Annotated in this window: 21 protein-coding genes, 1 pseudogene and 1 riboswitch; of the genes and pseudogenes, 13 read left to right on the top strand and 9 right to left on the bottom strand. The window is 30.6% G+C overall.

Annotation, left to right across the window (positions count from 1 at the left end):
• Window positions 1-33: 33 nt before the first annotated feature.
• Entirely contained in the window at window positions 34-483 is a 450-nt protein-coding gene (locus AB3K27_RS17530) for a pyridoxamine 5'-phosphate oxidase family protein (RefSeq protein ID WP_368488639.1), read from the bottom strand.
• A 615-nt stretch (window positions 484-1,098) separates the two neighbouring features.
• Between AB3K27_RS17530 and AB3K27_RS17525 the strand changes: the two genes are divergently transcribed.
• Window positions 1,099-1,650 carry an ECF transporter S component gene (locus AB3K27_RS17525; protein WP_368491273.1) on the top strand — a complete coding sequence of 184 codons (552 nt, stop codon included), beginning with the start codon at window positions 1,099-1,101 and terminating at the stop codon, window positions 1,648-1,650.
• 85 nt (window positions 1,651-1,735) lie between these two features.
• Here the strand turns inward: AB3K27_RS17525 and AB3K27_RS17520 are convergent, their stop codons facing one another.
• The gene (locus AB3K27_RS17520) at window positions 1,736-1,900 is read right to left on the bottom strand and encodes a zinc-ribbon domain-containing protein (protein WP_368488638.1); all 165 of its coding nucleotides are present in this window, start codon (window positions 1,898-1,900) and stop codon (window positions 1,736-1,738) included.
• Between the two features lie 440 nt (window positions 1,901-2,340).
• Between AB3K27_RS17520 and AB3K27_RS17515 the strand changes: the two genes are divergently transcribed.
• The 3 genes from AB3K27_RS17515 to tyrS all read left to right on the top strand — a co-directional run bounded on the left by AB3K27_RS17515 (window position 2,341) and on the right by tyrS (window position 5,486).
• Window positions 2,341-3,489 (top strand): helix-turn-helix domain-containing protein, encoded by a 1,149-nt coding sequence (locus tag AB3K27_RS17515; RefSeq protein WP_368488637.1) that lies wholly within the window; start codon window positions 2,341-2,343, stop codon window positions 3,487-3,489.
• Between the two features lie 160 nt (window positions 3,490-3,649).
• Window positions 3,650-4,063 (top strand): hypothetical protein, encoded by a 414-nt coding sequence (locus tag AB3K27_RS17510; protein WP_333859383.1) that lies wholly within the window; start codon window positions 3,650-3,652, stop codon window positions 4,061-4,063.
• Window positions 4,064-4,265: 202 nt separating this feature from the next.
• Window positions 4,266-5,486, top strand: coding sequence for a tyrosine--tRNA ligase (gene tyrS, locus AB3K27_RS17505; protein WP_368488636.1), 1,221 nt, complete (start codon window positions 4,266-4,268; stop codon window positions 5,484-5,486).
• A 200-nt stretch (window positions 5,487-5,686) separates the two neighbouring features.
• On the opposite strand, the gene rimI is transcribed toward tyrS, so the two are convergent.
• The 4 genes and pseudogenes from rimI to AB3K27_RS17485 all read right to left on the bottom strand — a co-directional run bounded on the left by rimI (window position 5,687) and on the right by AB3K27_RS17485 (window position 8,642).
• Complete coding sequence (rimI, locus tag AB3K27_RS17500; protein WP_368488635.1) at window positions 5,687-6,136, bottom strand: ribosomal protein S18-alanine N-acetyltransferase; 450 nt, start codon at window positions 6,134-6,136, stop codon at window positions 5,687-5,689.
• A complete protein-coding gene (gene tsaB / locus AB3K27_RS17495) occupies window positions 6,129-6,842 on the bottom strand; it encodes a tRNA (adenosine(37)-N6)-threonylcarbamoyltransferase complex dimerization subunit type 1 TsaB (protein WP_368488634.1) in 714 nt (237 codons plus the stop codon). The genes rimI and tsaB overlap by 8 nt, the downstream gene beginning before the upstream one ends.
• Before the next feature lie 4 nt (window positions 6,843-6,846).
• Window positions 6,847-7,302 (bottom strand): tRNA (adenosine(37)-N6)-threonylcarbamoyltransferase complex ATPase subunit type 1 TsaE, encoded by a 456-nt coding sequence (gene tsaE, locus AB3K27_RS17490; protein WP_368488633.1) that lies wholly within the window; start codon window positions 7,300-7,302, stop codon window positions 6,847-6,849.
• Between the two features lie 43 nt (window positions 7,303-7,345).
• Window positions 7,346-8,642: pseudogene (locus AB3K27_RS17485) on the bottom strand (HD-GYP domain-containing protein).
• 274 nt (window positions 8,643-8,916) lie between these two features.
• Between AB3K27_RS17485 and AB3K27_RS17480 the strand changes: the two are divergent.
• The 3 genes from AB3K27_RS17480 (at window position 8,917) to AB3K27_RS17470 (ending at window position 12,942) form a co-directional block, all read left to right on the top strand.
• Window positions 8,917-9,846 (top strand): metal ABC transporter substrate-binding protein, encoded by a 930-nt coding sequence (locus tag AB3K27_RS17480; RefSeq protein ID WP_368488632.1) that lies wholly within the window; start codon window positions 8,917-8,919, stop codon window positions 9,844-9,846.
• An 89-nt stretch (window positions 9,847-9,935) separates the two neighbouring features.
• Window positions 9,936-10,751, top strand: a complete 816-nt coding sequence (locus AB3K27_RS17475) for an alpha/beta fold hydrolase (RefSeq protein ID WP_368488631.1) — start codon at window positions 9,936-9,938, stop codon at window positions 10,749-10,751.
• A 547-nt stretch (window positions 10,752-11,298) separates the two neighbouring features.
• Complete coding sequence (locus tag AB3K27_RS17470) at window positions 11,299-12,942, top strand: glutamate synthase-related protein (RefSeq protein ID WP_368488630.1); 1,644 nt, start codon at window positions 11,299-11,301, stop codon at window positions 12,940-12,942.
• 88 nt (window positions 12,943-13,030) lie between these two features.
• Here AB3K27_RS17470 and AB3K27_RS17465 read toward each other — a convergent pair whose 3' ends face one another.
• Window positions 13,031-13,891 carry a DMT family transporter gene (locus AB3K27_RS17465; protein WP_368491272.1) on the bottom strand — a complete coding sequence of 287 codons (861 nt, stop codon included), beginning with the start codon at window positions 13,889-13,891 and terminating at the stop codon, window positions 13,031-13,033.
• A 323-nt stretch (window positions 13,892-14,214) separates the two neighbouring features.
• On the opposite strand from AB3K27_RS17465, the gene AB3K27_RS17460 reads away from it, so the two are divergent.
• Window positions 14,215-15,066, top strand: coding sequence for a dimethylarginine dimethylaminohydrolase family protein (locus tag AB3K27_RS17460; protein WP_368488629.1), 852 nt, complete (start codon window positions 14,215-14,217; stop codon window positions 15,064-15,066).
• A 126-nt stretch (window positions 15,067-15,192) separates the two neighbouring features.
• On the opposite strand, the gene AB3K27_RS17455 is transcribed toward AB3K27_RS17460, so the two are convergent.
• Window positions 15,193-16,551, bottom strand: a complete 1,359-nt coding sequence (locus AB3K27_RS17455) for a PFL family protein (protein WP_368488628.1) — start codon at window positions 16,549-16,551, stop codon at window positions 15,193-15,195.
• A gap of 18 nt (window positions 16,552-16,569) precedes the next feature.
• Entirely contained in the window at window positions 16,570-16,839 is a 270-nt protein-coding gene (locus AB3K27_RS17450; RefSeq protein WP_368488627.1) for an ACT domain-containing protein, read from the bottom strand.
• Window positions 16,840-16,975: 136 nt separating this feature from the next.
• Window positions 16,976-17,067: riboswitch (glycine riboswitch) on the bottom strand.
• Between the two features lie 235 nt (window positions 17,068-17,302).
• Here AB3K27_RS17450 and AB3K27_RS17445 point away from each other — a divergent pair.
• From AB3K27_RS17445 to AB3K27_RS17425, 5 genes are all read left to right on the top strand, one after another.
• Complete coding sequence (locus AB3K27_RS17445) at window positions 17,303-18,487, top strand: glycine betaine/L-proline ABC transporter ATP-binding protein (protein WP_368488626.1); 1,185 nt, start codon at window positions 17,303-17,305, stop codon at window positions 18,485-18,487.
• A 1-nt stretch (window position 18,488) separates the two neighbouring features.
• Complete coding sequence (locus AB3K27_RS17440) at window positions 18,489-19,313, top strand: ABC transporter permease (protein ID WP_368488625.1); 825 nt, start codon at window positions 18,489-18,491, stop codon at window positions 19,311-19,313.
• Between the two features lie 23 nt (window positions 19,314-19,336).
• A complete protein-coding gene (locus tag AB3K27_RS17435) occupies window positions 19,337-20,233 on the top strand; it encodes a glycine betaine ABC transporter substrate-binding protein (RefSeq protein WP_368491271.1) in 897 nt (298 codons plus the stop codon).
• A 253-nt stretch (window positions 20,234-20,486) separates the two neighbouring features.
• Complete coding sequence (locus tag AB3K27_RS17430; protein WP_368488624.1) at window positions 20,487-21,230, top strand: SDR family oxidoreductase; 744 nt, start codon at window positions 20,487-20,489, stop codon at window positions 21,228-21,230.
• A gap of 105 nt (window positions 21,231-21,335) precedes the next feature.
• Window positions 21,336-22,172 carry a response regulator gene (locus AB3K27_RS17425; protein WP_368488623.1) on the top strand — a complete coding sequence of 279 codons (837 nt, stop codon included), beginning with the start codon at window positions 21,336-21,338 and terminating at the stop codon, window positions 22,170-22,172.
• Window positions 22,173-22,215: the final 43 nt, after the last annotated feature.

The following is a 22,215-nucleotide window of genomic DNA, read 5'->3' as shown; positions in this document are numbered from 1 at the left end:
TATTAATACTCAGTGTTTCTCTATAACTAAATTTTAACCTTTATATAATTCGTCAAACATTCCTCTAAAGAAAGGTTTAGTCTTTTCAGTTCTATGAACATTACGAATACCTTCTACAACTATTACTGTAGGGGTTGTATCACTTTTTATCTCTTCTACTTTAAATTCAACCATACACATAGCGGAATTATTGTTCATAGGTTCTCTTATTACTTTAGCACTTCCTTTTATTCCAAGCGCTATATCATGTCCTTCTAAAATTGTTATAAATGCCTTTGAATTATTTTTAATGTTTGCTACAGTTTTATGTATTCTCATCAAAGCCAGTCTAATAGTTGAATGATTTGGTGCAAACATTAAATGTACAGGCATAGCATGAGGGAAACCCTCTTCTGTAACTGTTGATATTATAGCTGTAGTTAGTTCTTTATTAAATAGATCTATAACTTCAGCAGGAAGAGTATTGCCTAAAATCTTACTCATTCTAATCATCCTTCCATAAATATAATCGTCCTTACTTACATATTACTTGCATACAAATAATCTGTCAATAAATCGTATTTATTATTACAGGGAAAAATCATGAAACTAAGAATTACTTGATACATAAAAATATACCTCCCTTATGCACAGAATAAATTATATCATTAGCAAAAAGGAAAGTATAATGAAAATATTTTAAATGAAAAAAGTGTATTTTACAGTTAGAGCTCCTTTTTTTTTATAAATAATATATCTATCATAAAAATGAAGGTACATATTAAAAGTAGGATATCTATAAATATAGCTCCTACTTTGAGTATTATACCTACAAATAGGAATATTAGTATAAGGCTGCAGAGCCATTTAAAAAATATCATATTAAGTCTCCTTAATAGTTTAGTATTTGGTTATCCTATAATTCAGATGTATTTTAAAGTAACTGTCTGATGGAGAGTTATTTAAATATATCTGAAGTGTTATATAGTATAGTATTACCTTTAATCTATAAAGTTATTAAAATAAAAATTGATTTTAAAAATTGTATGGGTACATTTGATTTTTTTGCGAAAAAAAATATAATAGTATTAATCTATAAAAAGGAGGCACTATATTTTGATAGAACAAAAAAAATTAGTACTTAACAATTTGAAAGTGAGGGATATGGTTCAAGTATCACTTATGGCTGCAATAGTTTATATTTTTACAGCTATAATTAATATACCTACGGGGGGTATGTTTAAAGGGGTTGTACATCTTGGGGATAGTATGGTACTCTTAGGAGCCATATTGCTAGGAAAAAGGAAGGGATTTTTTTCAGCTGCGGTGGGAATGTGTTTATTTGACGTTCTTTCACCCTATGCTATTTGGGCTCCCTTTACCTTTTTTATAAAAGGAATCATGGCATGGATTGCTGCTGCCATTGCTTATAGAAAGGGAAATAATGGAGAAAAATTTGGAAATAATGTATTCGCATTTATTATAGCATGTATTTGGATGATACTAGCATATTATGTGGCAGGTGCGTTAATGATGCATTTTATAGCTAATATAGATTTAGTTAAAGCATTTGTGTTATCTACTGCAGAAATTCCAGGAAATATAGCTCAAAGCTTGGTAGGTATAGCTATAGCACTTCCTTTAAGTAAGATATTAAAAAGAAAAATTTAGCAATGTAAAAATCAAATGATTCTTAGATTCAGACGAAATTTGTTCATAAACATAACTAGGAGGGATAGATTCCCTCCTAAGATTATTATCTAGGTCTTATTCTATTCTTTTCAGCTTTTCTTTTTCTTCTGCAGTCTATACATCTTACAGGATCATTTTCAAATCCTTTTTCTTTGTAGAACTGCTGCTCTCCTTCTGTAAATATGAATTCTTTTCCACAATCTTTGCATACAATTGTTTTGTCTGTCATAAAAAAACCTCCTTAAACCTAGGACTAATTTTATTCTTGATAATCTACCTCCAGGATTAAGGAGAATATAGTACCTTGAAAAAATTTGACCTAACATTATATAAAAAATGTTTATAGTTAGAGTAAAACTCTATGCTAATTATACCATATTCTAATAAAAAAACAATGTTTTAGAAAAATATTGTTTTTCGCAATAACTTGATATAGCTGGATGAAGTGGAATATCCAAATTTACATAATAATATGTTTTGAAAATGGATAATAAGTAAAGTAAATAGGCTTATTTTTTACATATGTAAATTAAAATATCATGAAAAATCTATTAAATAATAACAATAGATCATAATTAAATTAACTTTTATAGAGTATAATTAAATTAACTTTTATAGAGTATAATTAAAAGTATACATACATATAAAATAAATATTGAGGTTATTTTTATGGATACTAAGAAATTTCTTAATTTATTAAAAAAAATAGAAGGACCTAAATTAGACTTTAAGCAGTGTATAAATATAGATAACGATAGTGGAAAGAAAGAGTTAGCTAAAGATGTATGTGCCATAGCTAATTCCAGAGGGGGAAGAGGCTATCTTATAATAGGAATTGAAGATAAGACCAAAAAAATATTTGGCATAGGTGAAGCAAACTTTGATGAAGAAAAAATACAGCAGATAATAAGTTCTAGAATAGATCCTCCTATACCGATTTCCTTGGAAATTTTAAAATATGAGGGTAAAAAAATAGCTATTATAATTATATATGATGGTCCTCAGAAACCTTATCAAATGAGGGATAATGGATCTTTTTACATAAGAAGGGGATCTACAAATGATACTATGCGCAAGCAAGAAATAGTTTCTGCACTTGAAGAAAATCTTAGCATAAGTATAGAGTTGTGTCCCATACCCCGTAGTAATTTGAATTGCCTGGATAGTAAACTGGTAAATAAATATTTTTCATCTCAAGGAATAAATGTGACAGATGAAAATAGATTAGAATTAATGGAAAGTGCTTCAATAGTATATATGGATAAGGATTCAGGAAAATATATGGCTACTTTAGGAGGACTATTAATTTTTTCTAAGAACAATAATGTATATATACCCCATAATATGATAAAAATAATTAATAAGGTTAATAATAATTTGAATCCAGTGAGTATAATTCAAGGTGACCTTATATCAATAATGGATAAAACAGAAGATATGATAAGAAAAATTGTGACTGCAAAATCTTATCCTTTGGAATTTGTGAATGAAGGAATAAGAGATGCAATAATATATAGAGATTATTCTGATTTTTATAGAGGTATAGAGGTTATTATAGATCTTAATAGTATAGTAGTCACAGGTCCAGGTATTTTGGCACATAAGAAAAATAAAAATGAATTTAGCTATGCAAGAAGAAATATGTGGATATATGAAAAAATAATTGCATTAGATACAAAAAAAAGACTTATAAAAGCTTCAGGGGGATTCAATAAGATGAAAAAGGCATTTAAAAATAAAAATACAGTTAAATTTATAAATTCTATAAAAAATAATGATTTTAAAATCATTTATCCTGGAATCAAGAAATTCAAATAGGGGAAGTTTATTCTATGAGAAAAATGTAAAAATATGTAATGCTTTTTTAAAAAGAATTTCTGATTTATATGTTGAAAAAATATTCTGAACATTATATAATTTAAATATAATTTGATTATGAGAATGGCACCTAAGTATATAAATTAAAGGGGTGGTAAAAATGATTAATGTATTCTGCAGCAAAAGAGGTTCAGGAAAGACTAAAGAATTGATTAATTTGGCCAATGAAAAGGCAATGATAGGAAGGGGGCATGTTGTATATATAGATGATGATAAAGGACCTATGTGTCAATTGAACAGGGAAATCAGGTTTATAGTGACAAGTGATTTCAAATTAAGAAAAATGGAAAGCTTTTATGGTTTTTTGTGTGGCATACTTTCAAAAGATTATGATATTGATACAATTTTTGTAGATGGATTACTCAATATTATAGATGAAAATCTTGAAAATGTGTCACACTTATTTTATAATATTGAAAAATTAGCAGAGGAATATAATGTGGATTTTTATATAAGTGTAAATGAGGATGAAGGAAAAATGCCTCAATTTATTATGAAGTATGTGGCAGCATAATTAATGCTGACATAGTTAATTATAGTATCAATTAGAAAATAATGGTGATTTTATATATTTAAGACTGGAAACCTTTCCAGTCTTAAAATTTTGCTTCATATGTAATTTTAGTAAAGGCAATTATAGGTTGATAAAAAGAAGGTTTAAATATATACTATAACTTATAACAACTGTGCTAGTTATTGAAAGGTAGGGATACAAGTTGGCTAACGTTTATGACATATTATTAGAACGTGGTTACATAAAACAAATTACTCATGAAGATGAAGTAAGAGAATTGTTAGGGAAGGAAAAGGTAACATTTTATATAGGATTTGATCCTACAGCAGATAGCTTGCATATAGGACATTTCCTGCAGATGATGGTTATGTCTTATATGCAAAAAGCAGGACATAGACCTATAGCTTTGCTTGGGGGAGGTACTGCAATGATTGGTGACCCCACAGGAAAGACTGATATGAGAAAGATGTTATCACAAGAACAGATACGGCACAATGCTGATTGTTTTAAAAAACAGTTTTCTAAGTTTATAGATTTTGAAGATGAAAAAGCTATAATGGCAAATAATGCAGATTGGCTTATGAATTTAAATTATGTTAACTTTCTGAGAGAAATAGGAGTACATTTTTCTGTGAATAAGATGCTTACAGCAGAATGTTTTAAACAAAGAATGGAAAAAGGATTAACTTTTCTTGAATTTAATTATATGTTAATGCAAGGGTATGACTTTTTAGAATTAAATAGAAGATACGGATGTACATTACAAATGGGAGGAGATGACCAGTGGGCAAATATAATAGCAGGGGTAAATCTGATTAGAAAAAAGGAGAGAAAACCTGCTTTCGGAATGACTTTTACACTTTTAACCAAGAGTGACGGCAAGAAGATGGGAAAAACTGAAGGAGGAGCTATATGGCTGGATAAGAAAAAAACATCCCCGTATAATTTCTACCAGTACTGGAGAAATGTAGATGATGCAGATGTGGAAAAATGTCTGTTGCTTTTAACTTTTCTTCCTATGGATGAGGTAAAGAGACTATCCTCTCTTTCAGGAGAAAAAATAAATGAGGCTAAAAAAGTGCTTGCGTATGAGGTTACTAAAATTATACACGGGAAGGAAGAGGCACAAAAGGCTAAAGAAGCTGCAGAGGCTTTATTCTCTGGAGGAGAAAATCTAAATAATGTACCAACCATAGAATTAGGTGAAAGTAGTTTAGGGTGTTCTATAGTTGAATTATTGGTTGATAATCACTTATTACCATCAAAAAGTGAAGCAAGAAGACTTATAAAGCAAAATGGGCTTACTATAAATGGTGAAAAGGTAACAGATTCAGAGCTAAAGGTTACAAGAGATCATTTTAAAAATGGAGAATTGCTTATAAGGAGAGGTAAGAAAAATTATAATAGAATTATAATTAAATAAGATAATTGAATATTTAAAAATCCATAAGGCTGTTTTTATAATCAAGTGATTCAGAGGTTTAGGTGAAGTTTGTTCATAAGGAATTATTTTTCCTATTTGCACCTTAGAGGAACTCATGCAGGTGCGTACCCTTCCTTGAGAAGTTGGTATATTATCTAATTGTAGCATTAAGGTAAAAGGTATAAAAACAGCCTTGTATTTTAAATATAATATTTCCACATTATTATGGCATCTTCTTTGTTATCTGCATAATAGGATCTTCTTATACCGGATTCTACAAATCCATACTTTTTATAAAGATTCTGGGCTACTATATTGGATTTTCTAACTTCTAAGGTCATATTATTTATAGATTCAATTTTACATATCTCTACCAGGGATTCAAGGAGCAGATTTCCTGCACCTATTCCTCTGTATTTTGGGTGAACGGCTATAGTGGTTATATGTCCTTCGTCTAATATGATCCACATACCGGCATAACCGATAATGGTTTTGGATTTTTTAGCTATAATATATCTTGCCAGAGTATTGCCTTCAATTTCTTTATTAAAGGATTCCCGGCTCCAGGGTGTGGGAAAACATAAATTATCTATCAAAAGGATTCTATCAATATGTTCTAATTTTAAAGAAGATATTTCTATGTCATTCATTTTTACAGGACTCCAATTTTTTTTCGTATTCTCTTTCAGCCTGTGACTTCCTTAAGTAAAAAGGAGCAAAATCGTATATGCTATCTTCTATACCCGAGTTTAGTAGATGTAAACCTAATTCACCCAATGAAGAAGCCCTTACCACGTTTAAATTTATAGGGGCAAAGCTGAGATTTTCTATTTTTGAAATTAATGTATTCTTGAATTTTGGAACAGCATCTCCTATAAAGCATACAGGCTGGTGGTGTTGATTTACAAGTTCAATTAAATCATTAATGGATATAGCCATATAATCAGTTATAATATCCAATTTGTTATGGACAAATCTATAGAGCGCAGTATATACATTTTCTCTTAATGCATCCAATATAGGGCATATAATACCTGAAGTATAGCATAAGTTGTATGCCAGAGCATCTAGAGAAGAAACCCCCACAAAGGGTTTACCGGTACCCTGGCTTAGTCCTTTAATAACAGATGCCCCAATTCTAAGACCGGTAAAAGAACCGGGACCTTTAGACACTACAAAACCATCCAGAGAATTAATATCTATATTTAAATTTTTTAAAAGTATATCTATTGAAGGCATAAGAATTGTTGAATGTTGTTTTTTACAGTTTAAAGTAATTTCGCCTAATAATTTATAATCGTCTAATACAGCACAAGTTGCTGATTCAGTAGAAGAATCTAAACTCAGTATTTTCATATTATTATTTTAACTCCTTTATATAATTATATCTGCTGCCATGGTATTTTATTGTTATTTTTCTCCAATTGAGATTTTCTTCGGGTAATTTATAGATATTTATGTATATATGTTCCTCAGGTATTAGTTCATCAATATAATTGGCCCATTCTATAATATTTACAGCATCACTATAAATATACTCCTCAAATCCTAGGGAGAGCAATTCATCTATATCGTTAACTCTATATACATCAAAATGGTGGAGTTTTAGTCTTCCTTTGTATTCATTTACTATTGTAAAAGTAGGACTTGTTATAGGGCCCTTTATGCCAAGTCCTTTGGCTATTCCTTTGGTAAAATAGGTTTTTCCTGTACCTAAGTCACCAGTAAGACAAATTATATCACCAGGATTCAATAGATTACCTAATTTTTCACCTAGTTCTATAGTGTCTTCAACACTGTTTAAAGTAAATTGCACATTAATTCACCTCGAAATATTTTGTCTAAAGCATAAAATTAAACTATACTTTCATGGTATTGGCAGCTGTAGTATATTGTCTAGAAGAATTTAAAGAATATATGGTTCGTTTTAAATATCCTAGTGCAACGTCACATATAAAACCACCGGATACCATCTCATCCATTATATTAAATACATTCTCCATATTCAATCCTTTGCGATATGGGTCTGTTTTCTGTAAGTGCTTGATATATATCACATACTGCCATGATTCGAGATTCTTCGGAGAGTTTGTTTGCTTTTAAACCTCGAGGATATCCTTGCCCATTTAATTTTTCATGATGATTGGATGCCCATTCGCTTATATTAGGTATATCCTCTATTTTATCTAAGATAATCTTAGTGTAATAAGCATGAGATTTTATTATATCAAATTTCTTTGAAGTTAAAGGGCCATTTTTATCAAGTATATTAAGAGGAATAGCCAGTTTCCCAATATCATGTAATAATCCTGCAATTTTCATTTCACAACATTTTTCATCTGTATATCCCCGGAATTTTGAAACTGTATAGGCCAGGTTTGCTATGCCTTTAGAGTGAATTGCAGTAAATTTGCTTTTATTATCTATTATATTTGCAAATATTTCAGATATTTGTTCAAATTCTCTTATATCCATAAATATATTTAATTCAGGTTGAATTTTATCTAATATAAATTCAGCAAAAGAGATATTTTCAATATTAAGCCAGAAAATATCTCTGGAAGCATTTTTTAAAAAAGCAGTTACAATTTTTTCAGAGAATATTTTATTGCAATTATCTTTAACCCATTTTATAATTCTATCTCTTTGTCTAAAGTTTGATACATTTTCATCATATAGTATCTCTATCAAATCAGCTATTCTTATTATTTGACTTTCTATTGGAATATTATCTTTTTCTAAATTCATAGCACCACTGCCGTCAAAATTTTCATGATGATATAATATTATATTTGATAAATCACAAAAATAAGGAAAAGATTTAGTTATATTAGTACCAGTTTCACAATGATTTTTTATAAATGAATTGGCAGAATGACTTTCACAGAGACAATTCGCAGCGCCTATATCATGTAGTAGGGCTGATATATAGACTTGTTTTTTACTTTCTTCATTTAAATTCAATTGATTGGAAATTTCTAATGCTATATAGGTAGTTCGTAATGAATGATGCATAAATCTATGGTCTGAATAATTTACATTAGTTATATCTTCAATTACGACATTGTGATCCCAATTACTGCATTTAGAGCTTGTTTGGGCTAGGTCTAATGCTATTGACATAGCTCTTATGGTTTTATCCATACTAATTTTCATGGCTAAACCTCCCTTTAATAGTGGTTGTACATTTTCAAAGAAAAATTTATTAATTATTTCAAAAACACCTTATATTTATGCTTTATACCTAATTTTAACACAATAAAATGAACTGATAAACTATTATATTTTAAGTATATGTAAAAAATAAAATAGATCAGTGTTTGCATTGTTAAATTACATTATGTAAAATATATGTGTTATGAATTAGTATATAGTAAGTATAAACATAATGTGATAGTTATGTATTATTTTACATATGGAGGCGAGAGAATTGAGGAAAATATTAACTTTGGTTATGCTTTCTTTCATAGTATTTTTTACTGCCTGTGGAGATAAGAAAGATTATAAAGATTCAACTTATACTAATAAATTAGAAGTAAGAAAAGATGTTCAATTAAATATAATGGCTACAGATAAACTTTTATACAATATGGTGAAATCCATAGTAAAGGATAGGCATATAGTAGAATATATGTTTAATAATAGAGAAAGTGAGATAAATTTTAGATTTACTGAGGATAGTATAAATAACATATCCAAAAAAGACTTATTTTTTTATATGGGAGCAAGTTTTGAACCATGGATAGATGCTTTTGTAGACAAATTGGATAAAAATAAAGTTGGTGTTATAAATGTTTCAAGAGGTGTAGGATTATTATCCTATAATAAAATAGTAAAATATAATGATACCACATTAAAGGATAATCCCTATTATTTTACTAACATCGACAATTATATGACAGCTCTTATGAATATAAGAAATGCAGTTCAAGATAAGGATCCTAGAAATAGAGATTTTTATGAAAAAAACTTTTCTGAAACTTTAAAAGTGTTAGAAACCTATAAAGAAAAGCTGAAATCAGTGGATAATGAACTAAGTAATTATGAGTTCATCATAGTTGAAGATGAGTTGAATTATTTTGTGAAATATAACAATTTAAAACTGGTGGACGTGGGGTTGGGAGAAAATAATATAATTACATTGAGTTCATCACAGCGGGAAAATCTACAACAGAAATCAAATAGTGGTAATTTGATAATTCTTTATAATGATGACTCCGCTGTTAAAAATAATGAAGTATTATTGAAAAAATATAATATATCTGCTGTAAAGCTTCAAATTTACAATGGGGATTTTAGTTATGAAGAAACTCTTACACATAATATCAATGCACTGGAGAGCATATATAAAACTCAATAAACTTAAAATGTAAAGTATCAATTTGTTCTATTTTATATTTTAAATAATAAACTGGTTAATGGAAATAGTTTATTATAGAAGGGTATTTTATGGGATATTATATTAAAGTAGAGTCAAATGTGAAAGTTTATGTAGAAGATCTTAATCCAAAGGGAAAGCACACTATTTTATTTCTCCATGGATGGCCTGGAAGTCATGATCTATTTGAATATCAGTTTGATGAACTTCCCAAAAGAGGATATAGGTGTATTGGCGTGGATCAAAGAGGTTTTGGGCAATCGGATAGGCCTTTTACAGGGTATGACTATGATAGATTATCAGATGATGTCCGAAATGTGGTAGAAGCACTTAAATTAAAAGATTTTACTCTAGGAGGTCATTCTACAGGAGGGGCAATAGCTGTTAGGTATATGGCAAGACATAATGAATATGGAGTGGCAAAGCTTGCTCTTTTTGCAGCTGCTGTGCCTAGTCTCATCAGAAGGCCATATTTTCCCTATGGTTTAACAAAACAAACCGTAGAGGAAATAATTAAAGAAACATATAATGACCGTCCTAAAATGCTGATGGGATTTGGTGATATGTTTTTTTTCAAGTATGTTACCAAGCCCTTTTCAGATTGGTTTTTTCAGCTAGGGCTTCAGGGGGCAGGCTGGGCTACTGCAGCTGTAGCAAAGACATGGCTGGGTGAGGAGGAGTTATTTTCCGATATGAAAAAAATAACGGTTCCTACCTTGATTCTCCATGGCATTCATGATAAGGTTTGTTTATTTCCTCTGGCAGAAGCACAACAAAAGGGCATTAAAAGTTCTATACTTATACCTTTTGCATACAGTAGACATGGACTATTCTACGATCAGCGTGATAAGTTCAATAAGGAATTGATGGATTTTATTGAAAGTTGAACTGTTAAAAGTAAATAAATAATATTATTGAATTCATTAAGTCATCTATTGATATATGATTACCCCGCTTCCTTTGACAGTGGTGCTGCAGTTGTATACAAAGACAATGATTGTTTTATTATTTAAGAATGCTTTAAAAAATAAGTAAATTGAATACTATCCAGCTATATGTAAACTTAAAAATCTGCACTACTTTATGTGCAGATTTTTCTATTGCAAATTTTTACATAAATAATGCAGCATAATAAAAATTTTGTTAAAAATACTTTTATAACTTATATTTTAATGTTATACTAACATTTGTATTAAAAAATATAGCATAAGATATATATATTAGCTATTATTTAAAGAAATGGCATATTGAAGATATATAGTGTAATAACAAAAGTGGAAGGGGTATAACTTTCTAATCTAAACTTGCCGCTATATAATTAAATCTTCTATGTCACTTTATCAATTTATCATAAAACAGTTATATAAACTGTTTTATATATTTATATTTAATTATTCGAGATATATTAAAATTATTTAAGTAGGAGGTATAAAAATGTCTCAATATCTAAAAAATAATGATGTTTTAAGTACTGTAAATAGGGGGAATCCTGCGGAATCAGGTCTTTGTACTCTATGTAGAGCGGACTGCCAGGGGAAATGTGAAACATGGATGTCAAGTATGAAAGGGAGAAAATTACTCTATCCAAGAGATTTTGGTACAGTTACCGCTGGAAGTTCAAATATAAATCATGTTGGTGTATGCTATAATAATCTAAGAGTTCAAGGATATAATTATGGTGCAAATGGTATGCCATCCAATTTAACATGTGATGCTGACGACTGCATTTTTCCAAATGTAAACGTTGAATTAGAGTTTGGGAAAGCTGTTAAAACAAAATCCAAGCTGCCAATAATGACAGGAGCTTTGGGGTCAACATTTATTGCACAAAAATATTGGGAGTCTTTTGCAATAGGTGCGGCCTTAGTCGGGATTCCTATAGTTGTTGGTGAAAATGTTGTTGGTGTTGATAAAGATGCTGTTATCGAAAAGGGTAAAATCATAAAGGCACCTGAATTGGATAGAAGAATAAAGCAATACTTAAGTCATCATAATGGATATGGAGCTATAATTATCCAGATGAATGTAGAAGATACAAGAAATGGTGTAGCGGAATATGTAATTAATAAATATGGTGATGATGTAATTATAGAGTTAAAATGGGGACAAGGTGCTAAAAATATAGGTGGAGAAATACAGGTTGATTCATTAGATTATGCTATTTTCTTAAAAAATAGAGGGTACATTGTAGATCCAGATCCAACAAAGCCAGAAGTGCAGGAAGCCTACAAAGCTGGTGCAATTAAAACCTTTGCAAGACATAGTAGATTAGGATATACAAACTTAAATTCTGCTTCAGATGTAAAAGAAGATTTCATGAAATCTATAGAGTACTTAAGAAATTTAGGATATAAGAGAATTACTTTAAAGACAGGTTCTTATGGAATGGAAGCATTGGCTATGGCTATTAAATATGCTACTGAAGCTAAGCTTGATTTATTAACTATTGACGGTTCTGGCGGCGGAACAGGTATGAGTCCCTGGAACATGATGGAATCTTGGGGAATACCTTCAATATTCCTACACTCTAAAGCTTATGAGTATGCAAAAATATTAAAGGATAAAGGATATGATGTTGTTGATATGGCATTTGCCGGTGGTCTTGCAAGAGAAGATCATATATTTAAGGCATTATCACTAGGTGCACCATTTACAAAACTTGTCTGTATGGGTAGAGCATTAATGATTCCTGCATTCTTAGGTGCTAATATTGAAGGTGTATTATATCCTGACAGAAAAGAATTAAGAAATGGAAACTGGAATGCACTTCCCAAGCATATTGTTGATGAATTTGGTTCTTCACCAGAAGAAATATTTGCTGGATATTTTGATGTAAAAGAAAAAGTTGGAGCAGATTATATGAAGAATATCCCATTAGGTGCAATAGCATTTTGGACTCTTGCAGATAAGCTAAAAGCAGGGCTTCAACAATTAATGGCAGGAGTTAGAAAATTCAATATTTCTGAAATATCAAGAAATGACATATTTGCTGCAAATAGAGAAACAGAATTAGAAACGGGAATCAAGTTTATGACTGATGTTGACGACGATGCAGCAAAGAAAATATTAAGCGAATAATTGCTGTCCCAATTAGAACAAATATCCGTGCTAAAAAGAAGAAATATCTTAAGGCACGGTCATATTTGCTATTTTCATTTCACTTAGTCTAGTTTTTACAAAAGACTCTTATCTTTTTAAGAAAAGCTAATTTAGTAGTTTGTATAACAATTCCAGCAAAAATAAGAACGCATCCTATTAACATCTGAAAACTTAAAATTTCATTTAAAAGAATTACTGCAAATATTCCTCCAAATGCTGATTCTAGAGTTAATATAAGGGCGGTACTTGTAGAGGATATATACTTTTGGGCAATATTTTGAACTACAAAAGGTATTACTGTTGTAAAGATTGTTAAATAAGCTATTGATTTTAATACCTTTGGACTTAAGTGTATGGTAAAAGATTCAAAAATTCCTGTAAGTATAATAAATAAAATGGAGGTAACTAAAAACTGTATTATAGTTGATACAATTGGATCTGAATCTTTGTTGAAATACTCAATGGCAATCATATGACAGGCAAAGGAGAGTGAACACAATATGGAGATCAAGTCTCCTTTATTAATATAAAAAGAGCCGTTCAATGTAAGTAATCCTATGCCCAATACTGCAAGTACTGCACCAAAAACGGAGTGAATATTTGGTGGTTTTTTATATACTATCCATCCTAAAAAAGGAACTATAAGTACATAGGCTCCCACCAAAAAGGATTGTTTTGATGCAGTAGTGTAAAATATGCCTGTAACTAAATTCAAAAATGCTAAAAAAAGAAATATACCAATTATACTCCCATGTAACATGTCTTTTTTTCTTATGCTTTTCAGTTTGGTTGGAAATATGACACATAAAAAAATTGTAGAAATACCAAATCTTAAACTCATTAATGTAAATGGTCTTATATCACTTAGTATATCCTTTATAATTGCATAGCTTGTTCCCCAAAGTAAAGCTACTAAGCCTAAAGTTATTGAAGATATAATAGATTTTTTTTATGATTCATGAAAATGTCTCCTACCTTCTTTGTTAAAACTGTCCTTTTAATCATTTCATATAATATGTATATAGTAATAATGACAATATTCCATACATTTAAGTATATATCTTTTATCTATAATTGTTAAGGAATGAAAATTTAATGAGCTTTTTCTAGTTGTTTAAGATTCAATCTTTAGTGTTTTGTTTCATTATTTATAAAAGTAGAGAGCATTAAAAATGGTAGCTGTAGGATAAAAAACAGATTAAAGGTACATATTAATAAAATGGATATTATTATGTTGAAAGGAGTATATTTATGGGTAATTGTTTTGTAAAAAATTCAACGGGTGTTTTAAAGAAAGTATTACTTTGCCCAGCTGATTATATAAAGCTTTACTCTATTAATGTTATATCTGAAGAGTGGATTAGAAAAGGTATTAAACTAAATATAGAGCGTTGTATTAAGGAACATGAAGAATTAATACAGGCATATAAGGAAAATGGTATAGAAGTAGTTTTAATGGAACCGGATGTAAAACTCACCAATGAAGTGTTTGCAAGAGATTTTGGCGCATGTATAAGGGAAGGATATATTTTAGGAAATTTTAAGGAAGTAATTAGAAAGGGAGAAACAGAAGCTTATAGCAATAAGATGAAAGAGCTGGGCATTCCATGTGTTGCCAAAGTTTCCGAAGGTTTTTTTGAAGGCGGAGATTTTTGGTTTTTGGATCACAGTACATTAGCTATAGGAGTTATTGACAGAACTAATGAAACTGCCATAAGAGAGATTAAACAGCAGCTTAATAAATTTGAATATAATATAATTCCCGTAAAGTGTGAAGAGGATAATTTACATTTAGACATGTGTTTTAATATTGTAGAAGAAAAGCTAGCAGTAGTGTGTAGGGAAGCTCTACCTGACAGCTTCATTAAAATGTTGGAACAAAAAGGATTTTCTTTAATTGATATTTCACAGAGGGATGTTTTTAAACATTATGGAAATCTTCAATCTTTAGGTAATGGGAGAGTAATATCACTTAAATCAAATAAAGAAGTGAATGAACAATTAAAATCTTATGGAATTAATGTAATAGATCTGGATATAAGTGAAATACTTAAAAGTGGAGGGGGGCCGCACTGTATGACATTTCCACTTCATAGAGTGTAATAACCAGTCAGTATGCCAGCTGATTTTACATAATACTTTCTAAATAGTAATTCATTGAAATAATGTATTTGTGAAAGTATAACCGGCATATCTGACCCATTGTTTAGTTAAATATAATAGTATAAACTAGTTTTTAAAGCTGTGAACAGGAGCAGGAATTCTTCCCCCCCTTGCTACAAAAGCTTCACTGGAAAACTTACTTACAGACATTATAGGAGCCTTACCCAGAAGTCCACCAAAATTAGCTTCCTCTCCGACTTTTTTACCATATACCGGAATTATCCTTATGGCAGTAGTTTTATTGTTTATCATTCCAATGGCAGCTTCATCTGCAATTATGGCAGATAGGGTGGATTCAGGAGTATCACCCGGTATTCCTATCATATCCAGTCCCACGGAACATACGCAGGTCATGGCTTCCAGTTTTTCAAGGTTTAAAGAACCTGCATTTACCGCATTTATCATTCCCTCATCTTCACTTACAGGTATAAATGCACCACTTAATCCCCCCACTTGAGAAGCAGCCATTATGCCACCTTTTTTTACTGCATCATTTAAAAGTGCCAGAGCTGCAGTAGTTCCAGGACAACCACAGCCTTCAAGTCCCATTTCTTCTAAAACTCTAGCCACACTGTCTCCTACCGCAGGAGTAGGTGCTAGGGATAAATCTACTATACCAAAGGGAACTTTTAATCTTCTTGAAGCCTCTGCGGCAACTAATTGACCCATCCTTGTTATTTTAAAAGCAGTCTTCTTTATTGTCTCTGCTACTACATTAAAATTTTCTCCTTTTATTTCTTCCAGTGCACATTTTACAACACCGGGACCGCTTACTCCCACATTTATTATGCAGTCAGCTTCTCCTATTCCATGAAATGCCCCTGCCATGAAGGGGTTATCTTCAATGGCATTTGAAAATACTACAAGTTTAGCACAGCCTATACTTTCCTTTTTTCTTGTAAGATAGGCAGTTTGTTTTATTATACGTCCCATATCTTTTACAGCGTCCATGTTTATTCCTGCTTTTGTAGTAGCTACATTTACAGAAGAACATACTTTTTCAGTAACAGATAGTGCCTCTGGCAGGGATTCAATTAATATCCTATCACCTTTAGAATAGCCTTTATGTACAAGACATGAGAAACCTCCAATAAAATCAATACCCAGTGTTTGAGTTACCTTATCTAAAATTTTTGCATATTCTACATAATCTCTATCGGAACTTGCCTGAGCAATGAGGGAAATAGGAGTTACAGATATTCTTTTATTTATTATAGGAATACCATATTCTACTTCGATTTCTTGGGCAGTTTTAACTAAATTTTCAGCGCAGGTGGTTATTTTATCATATATTTTTGTACGAGCTTTTTTACCGTCACTATCTATGCAATCTAAAAGGGATATTCCCATGGTTATAGTTCTTATATCTAAATTTTCTCTATGAATCATATTAATTGTTTCCAATATATTCTTAGTATTGATCATTTTATTCAACTCCTCAGTTTAAATTTCATGCATGGAAGTAAATATATCTTCTCGTTGAATTTTGATAACCACATCAATTTTTTCTGCCTTATCTTCAAGGGCAGTTTTTAAATTACTAAAAGTTATCTTCATTTGTGATAGATCTACAAACATTACCATAGTGAAGTAATCTTTTATGAGAGTTTGGTTTATGTCTAAAATATTTATATTATTTTCATATAAAACAGAGGTTACATTATAAATAATACCTGTTTTATCCTTGCCAATTACAGTTATGAATGCTTTCATTATCCACATCTCCTTAATAGTTATTATAGTATTAATAATTTACCCAGAAAAAATAAAATGAGACTAAAAATAAAATTAGTCTCTGGAAAACAGATTTTAAGTATGCATCCATAAAAAATAGATAGAAACTTAAAACATGAAATCCCCTGTCCTTTTTACCTGAGAGTTTCACCAAAATTTTGGCTTTCCCCTTCGGTGCTCTTAAAGAGTCTCTCCAGAGGTTCGTCCAATAACGGTTTACAAAGTTACTCCCATTATCTTCATCCATTCTTATTAAATTGATAAAATAATTATAACACGTTTAAACAGTCAATTCAAATCAATTGTAAATTGGCAGAATGTTGACAAAAAGACAAGTTATATGTTAGAATGAAGCGATCTTTAGTTACAACTTTTGAATATATTCAAAGTTGTTAGTTTAGAAGGTTTTAGTTATCATTCTAAATTTGATAGGGAGAATATTATGTCGCAAATAGAAGTAAAAAATGTATATAAGATTTTCGGAAAAAATCCTAAGAGGGTAATTCCACTTTTAGAAAAAGGAATGACAAAAAATGAAATACATAATAGGACAGGAAATGCTGTAGGAGTAAACAATGTTAGTTTTCAAGTAAACAAAGGTGAATTTTTTGTAATTATGGGTCTATCAGGAAGTGGTAAGTCTACTTTAATAAGATGCCTGAATAGATTAATAGATGCGACAAGTGGCATGATATTAATTGATGGAGAAGATATATTAAAGTGCAGTGAAGATGAACTTCGTGAAATCAGGCGAAAAAAAATAGCCATGGTATTTCAAAATTTTGCTCTTTTTCCCCACAGAACCATATGCAGTAATGTAGAATATGGATTAGAAATACAGGGAATTGACTTAAAAGTAAGAAAAGAGAAGGCATATAAGGCTTTAGAATTGGTGGGGCTAAAAGGATATGAGGAAAATATGCCTGATGAATTGAGTGGAGGTATGAAACAGAGAGTTGGACTTGCTAGAGCTTTAGCAACAGATGCAGGTATACTGTTAATGGATGAAGCATTTAGTGCATTAGATCCGTTGATACGCAAAGAGATGCAAGAAGAGATGCTGCAGTTGCAATCAAGAATGCATAAAACTGTGATATTTATAACTCATGATTTGGATGAGGCACTAAGATTAGGTGATAGAATTGCTATAATGAAAGACGGAAGTATAGAGCAAATTGGTACATCAGAAAATATATTGACCCATCCTGCTAACAAGTATGTAAAGAGGTTTGTACAGGATGTGGATAGGACCAAAATAATCACTGCGTCGGCTATAATGGAAAAATCCAAGGCAATTATTCTTTCTAAGGATGGCCCTAAATCAGCAGCAAGACTTATGAAAGATGAAGGCATATCCAGTATTTATGTAACAGATAAGTATAGAAAATTAAAAGGAATAGTACGAATAGACGATACCATAGAACTGGTAGAGCAGGGAGTTTCTAATATAGAAAGTATACTTATAACTGAAGTTCCCACAACATTACCAGATACGTCCATATCGGATCTATTGTCTGTTGCAAAAGATGCAATATATCCAATAGCAGTGGTAGACGAAGACCACATCATGTTGGGAATTATAAAAAGGTCTACTATTATAGCGGGAATAGCAAGAGAGGAGGACTGATTTGTTTACATTTCACGTAGGACCATTTTTTGAATTTATCGTTAATTGGCTAACAGATAATATGGAACCGTTTTTTCACTTAATAAAGTTAATTAACAGTACACTTATAGAGGGATTGGAAACTGTACTTTTATCTGTTCCAAGTATAATTGTTATAATAGTGTTTTCTTTATTGGCTTTAAAATTATCAGGTAAAAAAGTAGCTGTATTTACTGCCATTGGGTTATTATTTATAGATTGTATAGAATTATGGCCTCAGACAATGGAAACACTTGCATTGGTTATTGTTTCAACGTTAATATCTCTAATAATTGGCATACCTCTTGGAATACTGGCATCAAGGAGTGAAGGTTTTAATAGAGTGATACGACCAATATTAGATTTCATGCAGACAATGCCGGCTTTTGTATATTTGATACCGGCGGTTTTATTCTTTGGAATGGGAAAAGTGCCAGGAGCAATTTCAACTGTAATATTTTCTATGCCGCCTGCAGTAAGACTTACCAATTTAGGAATTAGACAAGTACCTGAGGATGTTATAGAAGCAGCTAGGTCTTTTGGTTCCACTAAGAGTCAGATGCTTTATAAAGTACAAATTCCCATAGCGTTACCTACAATATTGGCGGGAGTAAATCAAACAATAATGCTTTCTCTTTCAATGGTTGTTATTTCAGCCATGATAGGGGCAGGTGGACTTGGAAGGGAAGTTTATAATGGTATAACTCAGATGGAAATAGGCAGTGGCTTTGAAAGTGGTATTGCTGTTGTAATTCTGGCAATGGTATTAGATAGAATAACTCAATCATTAGGCCATAAAAAGAAATAAATTCTTAGGGGGTATAATAAATGATGAACAAAAAATTAAAAAAACTTGTTGTATCAGCTTTTTCAATTATATTAATTATAGGTGCATTATCTGGTTGTGGTAATACTACAGGTGATGCCAATGATAAGGAATCAAAAAGAACGGTTAAATTAGTATATGTGAACTGGGCGGAAGGAATTGCCATGACAAATCTGGTAAGTGCCATATTACAGGATAAAATGGGATATAAAGTTGACATGAAACAAGGGGATGTTGGAATGGTATTTACTTCTCTGTCTAGTGGTGACATGGATGTATTTTTAGATGGATGGCTTCCGGTTACCCACAAGGATTATATGGACAAGTATAAAGGAAAATTGGATAATCTAGGTGTTAATTTTGAGAACGCAAAAATCGGATTGGTTGTTCCAAGCTATATGAACATAAATAGTATTGAAGAATTAAATGGCATTAAAGACGAATTAGGTGGTAAAATAGTGGGAATAGATGCAGGTGCAGGTATAATGAAAGCCACTAATAAAGCCATAAAAGAATATAACTTAAACTATGAACTTCTTGAAGGTAGTGGAGCCACCATGACTGCTATGCTGAAGAAGGCAGAAGATAAAAAAGAACCTATTGTGGTTACAGGATGGAAGCCTCACTGGAAATTTGCCACTTGGGATCTTAAATTTCTTGATGATCCTAAAGGAGTGTTTGGTGAAACAGAAAATATTTATACTATAACCAGAACTGGATTTGAAAAAGATATGCCAGAAGTTGCACAATTTCTAAAGAACTTCAAAATGAACGATCAGCAGCTAGGAAGTTTAATGGGAGATATCAAAGACAATGCTAGTAAAGATCCTATAGATGTTGCAAGAGAATGGATGAAAAATAATGAAGAATTGGTTAATAGCTGGGTGCCAAAAAGTGAATAGAAAGATATAAATTTTGGCTTATTTTCAATTGTATTTTATCCGAACACTACCATTTGATTGAACACTTGAATATACGGATGTAGGTTAAAAAGGGGTTTACGAAATGTTTATGTAAGCCCCTTTTTTATGTCAAATAACTTTGCAGTAATTTCATACTAACAGTTATAGAAATTGCAAATTTACTTAAGATTTATGGTGTATACTAGATGTTGATAAACTGACTATAAACTTATTATATGAGGGAGTGATGTATATGGAGAATTTATCTGGAAAGGTAGCAGTGGTTACTGGAGCATCCAGAGGCATAGGCAGAAGTATTGCAGTAAATTTAGCTAAATGTGGCGCTTTAGTAGCAATAAATTATATTCAAAATGAAAAGGAAGCCTATAAAACTTTAGATATGGTAAAACAGGCAGGTTCTACTGGAATGTTAGTACAAGGAGATGTGGCCTCATATAATAGTGCTAAAAAAATAATGGGAAATATTCTAAGCAATATGGGCAAGATAGATATATTAGTAAATAATGCAGGCATATCCAAAGTAGGCCTTTTTATGGATATGAAAGAAAATGAATGGGAGGAAATAATAAATGTTAACTTTAAAGGAGTACTTAACTGTACCCATTGTGTATTAGACCATATGATTTCAAAAAAATCAGGTTCCATAATAAATATATCTTCCATGTGGGGAAAAGTAGGAGCATCTTGTGAATCTATTTATTCTGCATCTAAAGGGGCTGTAAATCTTTTTACAAAATCCATTGCCAAGGAAATGGGACCTTCTAATATAAGAATAAACGCTGTGGCACCAGGGGTTATCGATACAGAGATGAATTCATGGCTTCGAGAAGAAGAAAGAAAAAGTTTAATAGATGAAATACCTATAGGTAGGTTTGGAAAAAGTGACGATATAGGAAAAATTGTATGTTTTTTAGCAGGAGAATCATCTCAGTATATAACAGGACAGATAATAACCGTAGATGGGGGAATGATTTAATTAATATAGGACTAGAATTTCATAAAGTAATATTTATATTAAACGATAAATAAAATAAATTATAGGTATTAGTTTAAAAATTTAAATATTATAGGATGAAAAATTATGTATAAGATTATAATGTTGGATGATATGGTTTACGTTAGGTATAGGGTAAAGGATATTTTAGAAAATATAGGTATGGAAGTATGTGATTCAGGAACTTCTTTTGATTTTTTTAATAAATTATATGATAATAAAAAAGAATTAAATTTAATAATATTGGAAGTAGGACTCAGTAGTGAAGATGGTTTTAGTATACTTAGAAAAATAAGAGGTAGAAATTTAAATATACCTATAATGGTACTTACTAAATTAAATGACAGAAGTTCTTTTATAAAATGTATAAAAGAAGGTACTTCAGATTATATATTAAAACCTTTTAATAATAAAATGTTAATTGATAGAATATCCAAGCTTGTAGTATGTCATGAAAATTCAAATAAATCAGAGGAAATAATATATTTAAACTTTCAACAGTATATTGTTAGACAAATTGTTAAATGTAAAGCTGAGAACAAAAAATTTTCAGTTATTATGGTAAGCTTAATAAAAGAACATTTTACGGAATTAGATGAAAAGATAGATGTAAGAGATAGTTATCTTATTTTAATAGATTTTCTTTATAATCGACTAAAAGTTATTTTTAAAGTACCAGATTTATTTGAAAAATACGGCTTGTCAACTTTTGTAGGAGTACTTCCTGATTGTGATAAGGAAAAAGTCCTTTCAATTATAAATAATATGAAAGTGATTTATACTAAATTAAAAGCAATGGATAAAAGATATAGTGAATACGTACTTCAGTTTAGTTTTGTAGTATTTCCAGAAGATGGTGAAGACAAACAACAATTACTAGATAAATTAACTGTTAAAATGAAAGTAGAAATGCTTAGGAATTGAAAGTGAATTAAAAAAGAATCTCTATTTAATAGATTTAAGGAGA

Origin of the sequence: Clostridium sp. BJN0013, assembly GCF_040939125.1 — a bacterium.
Classification (GTDB): Bacteria; Bacillota; Clostridia; order Clostridiales; family Clostridiaceae; genus Clostridium_B.
The sequence above is the reverse complement of the archived record's forward strand: the minus strand, read 5'-3'. Positions and strand labels throughout refer to the sequence as shown.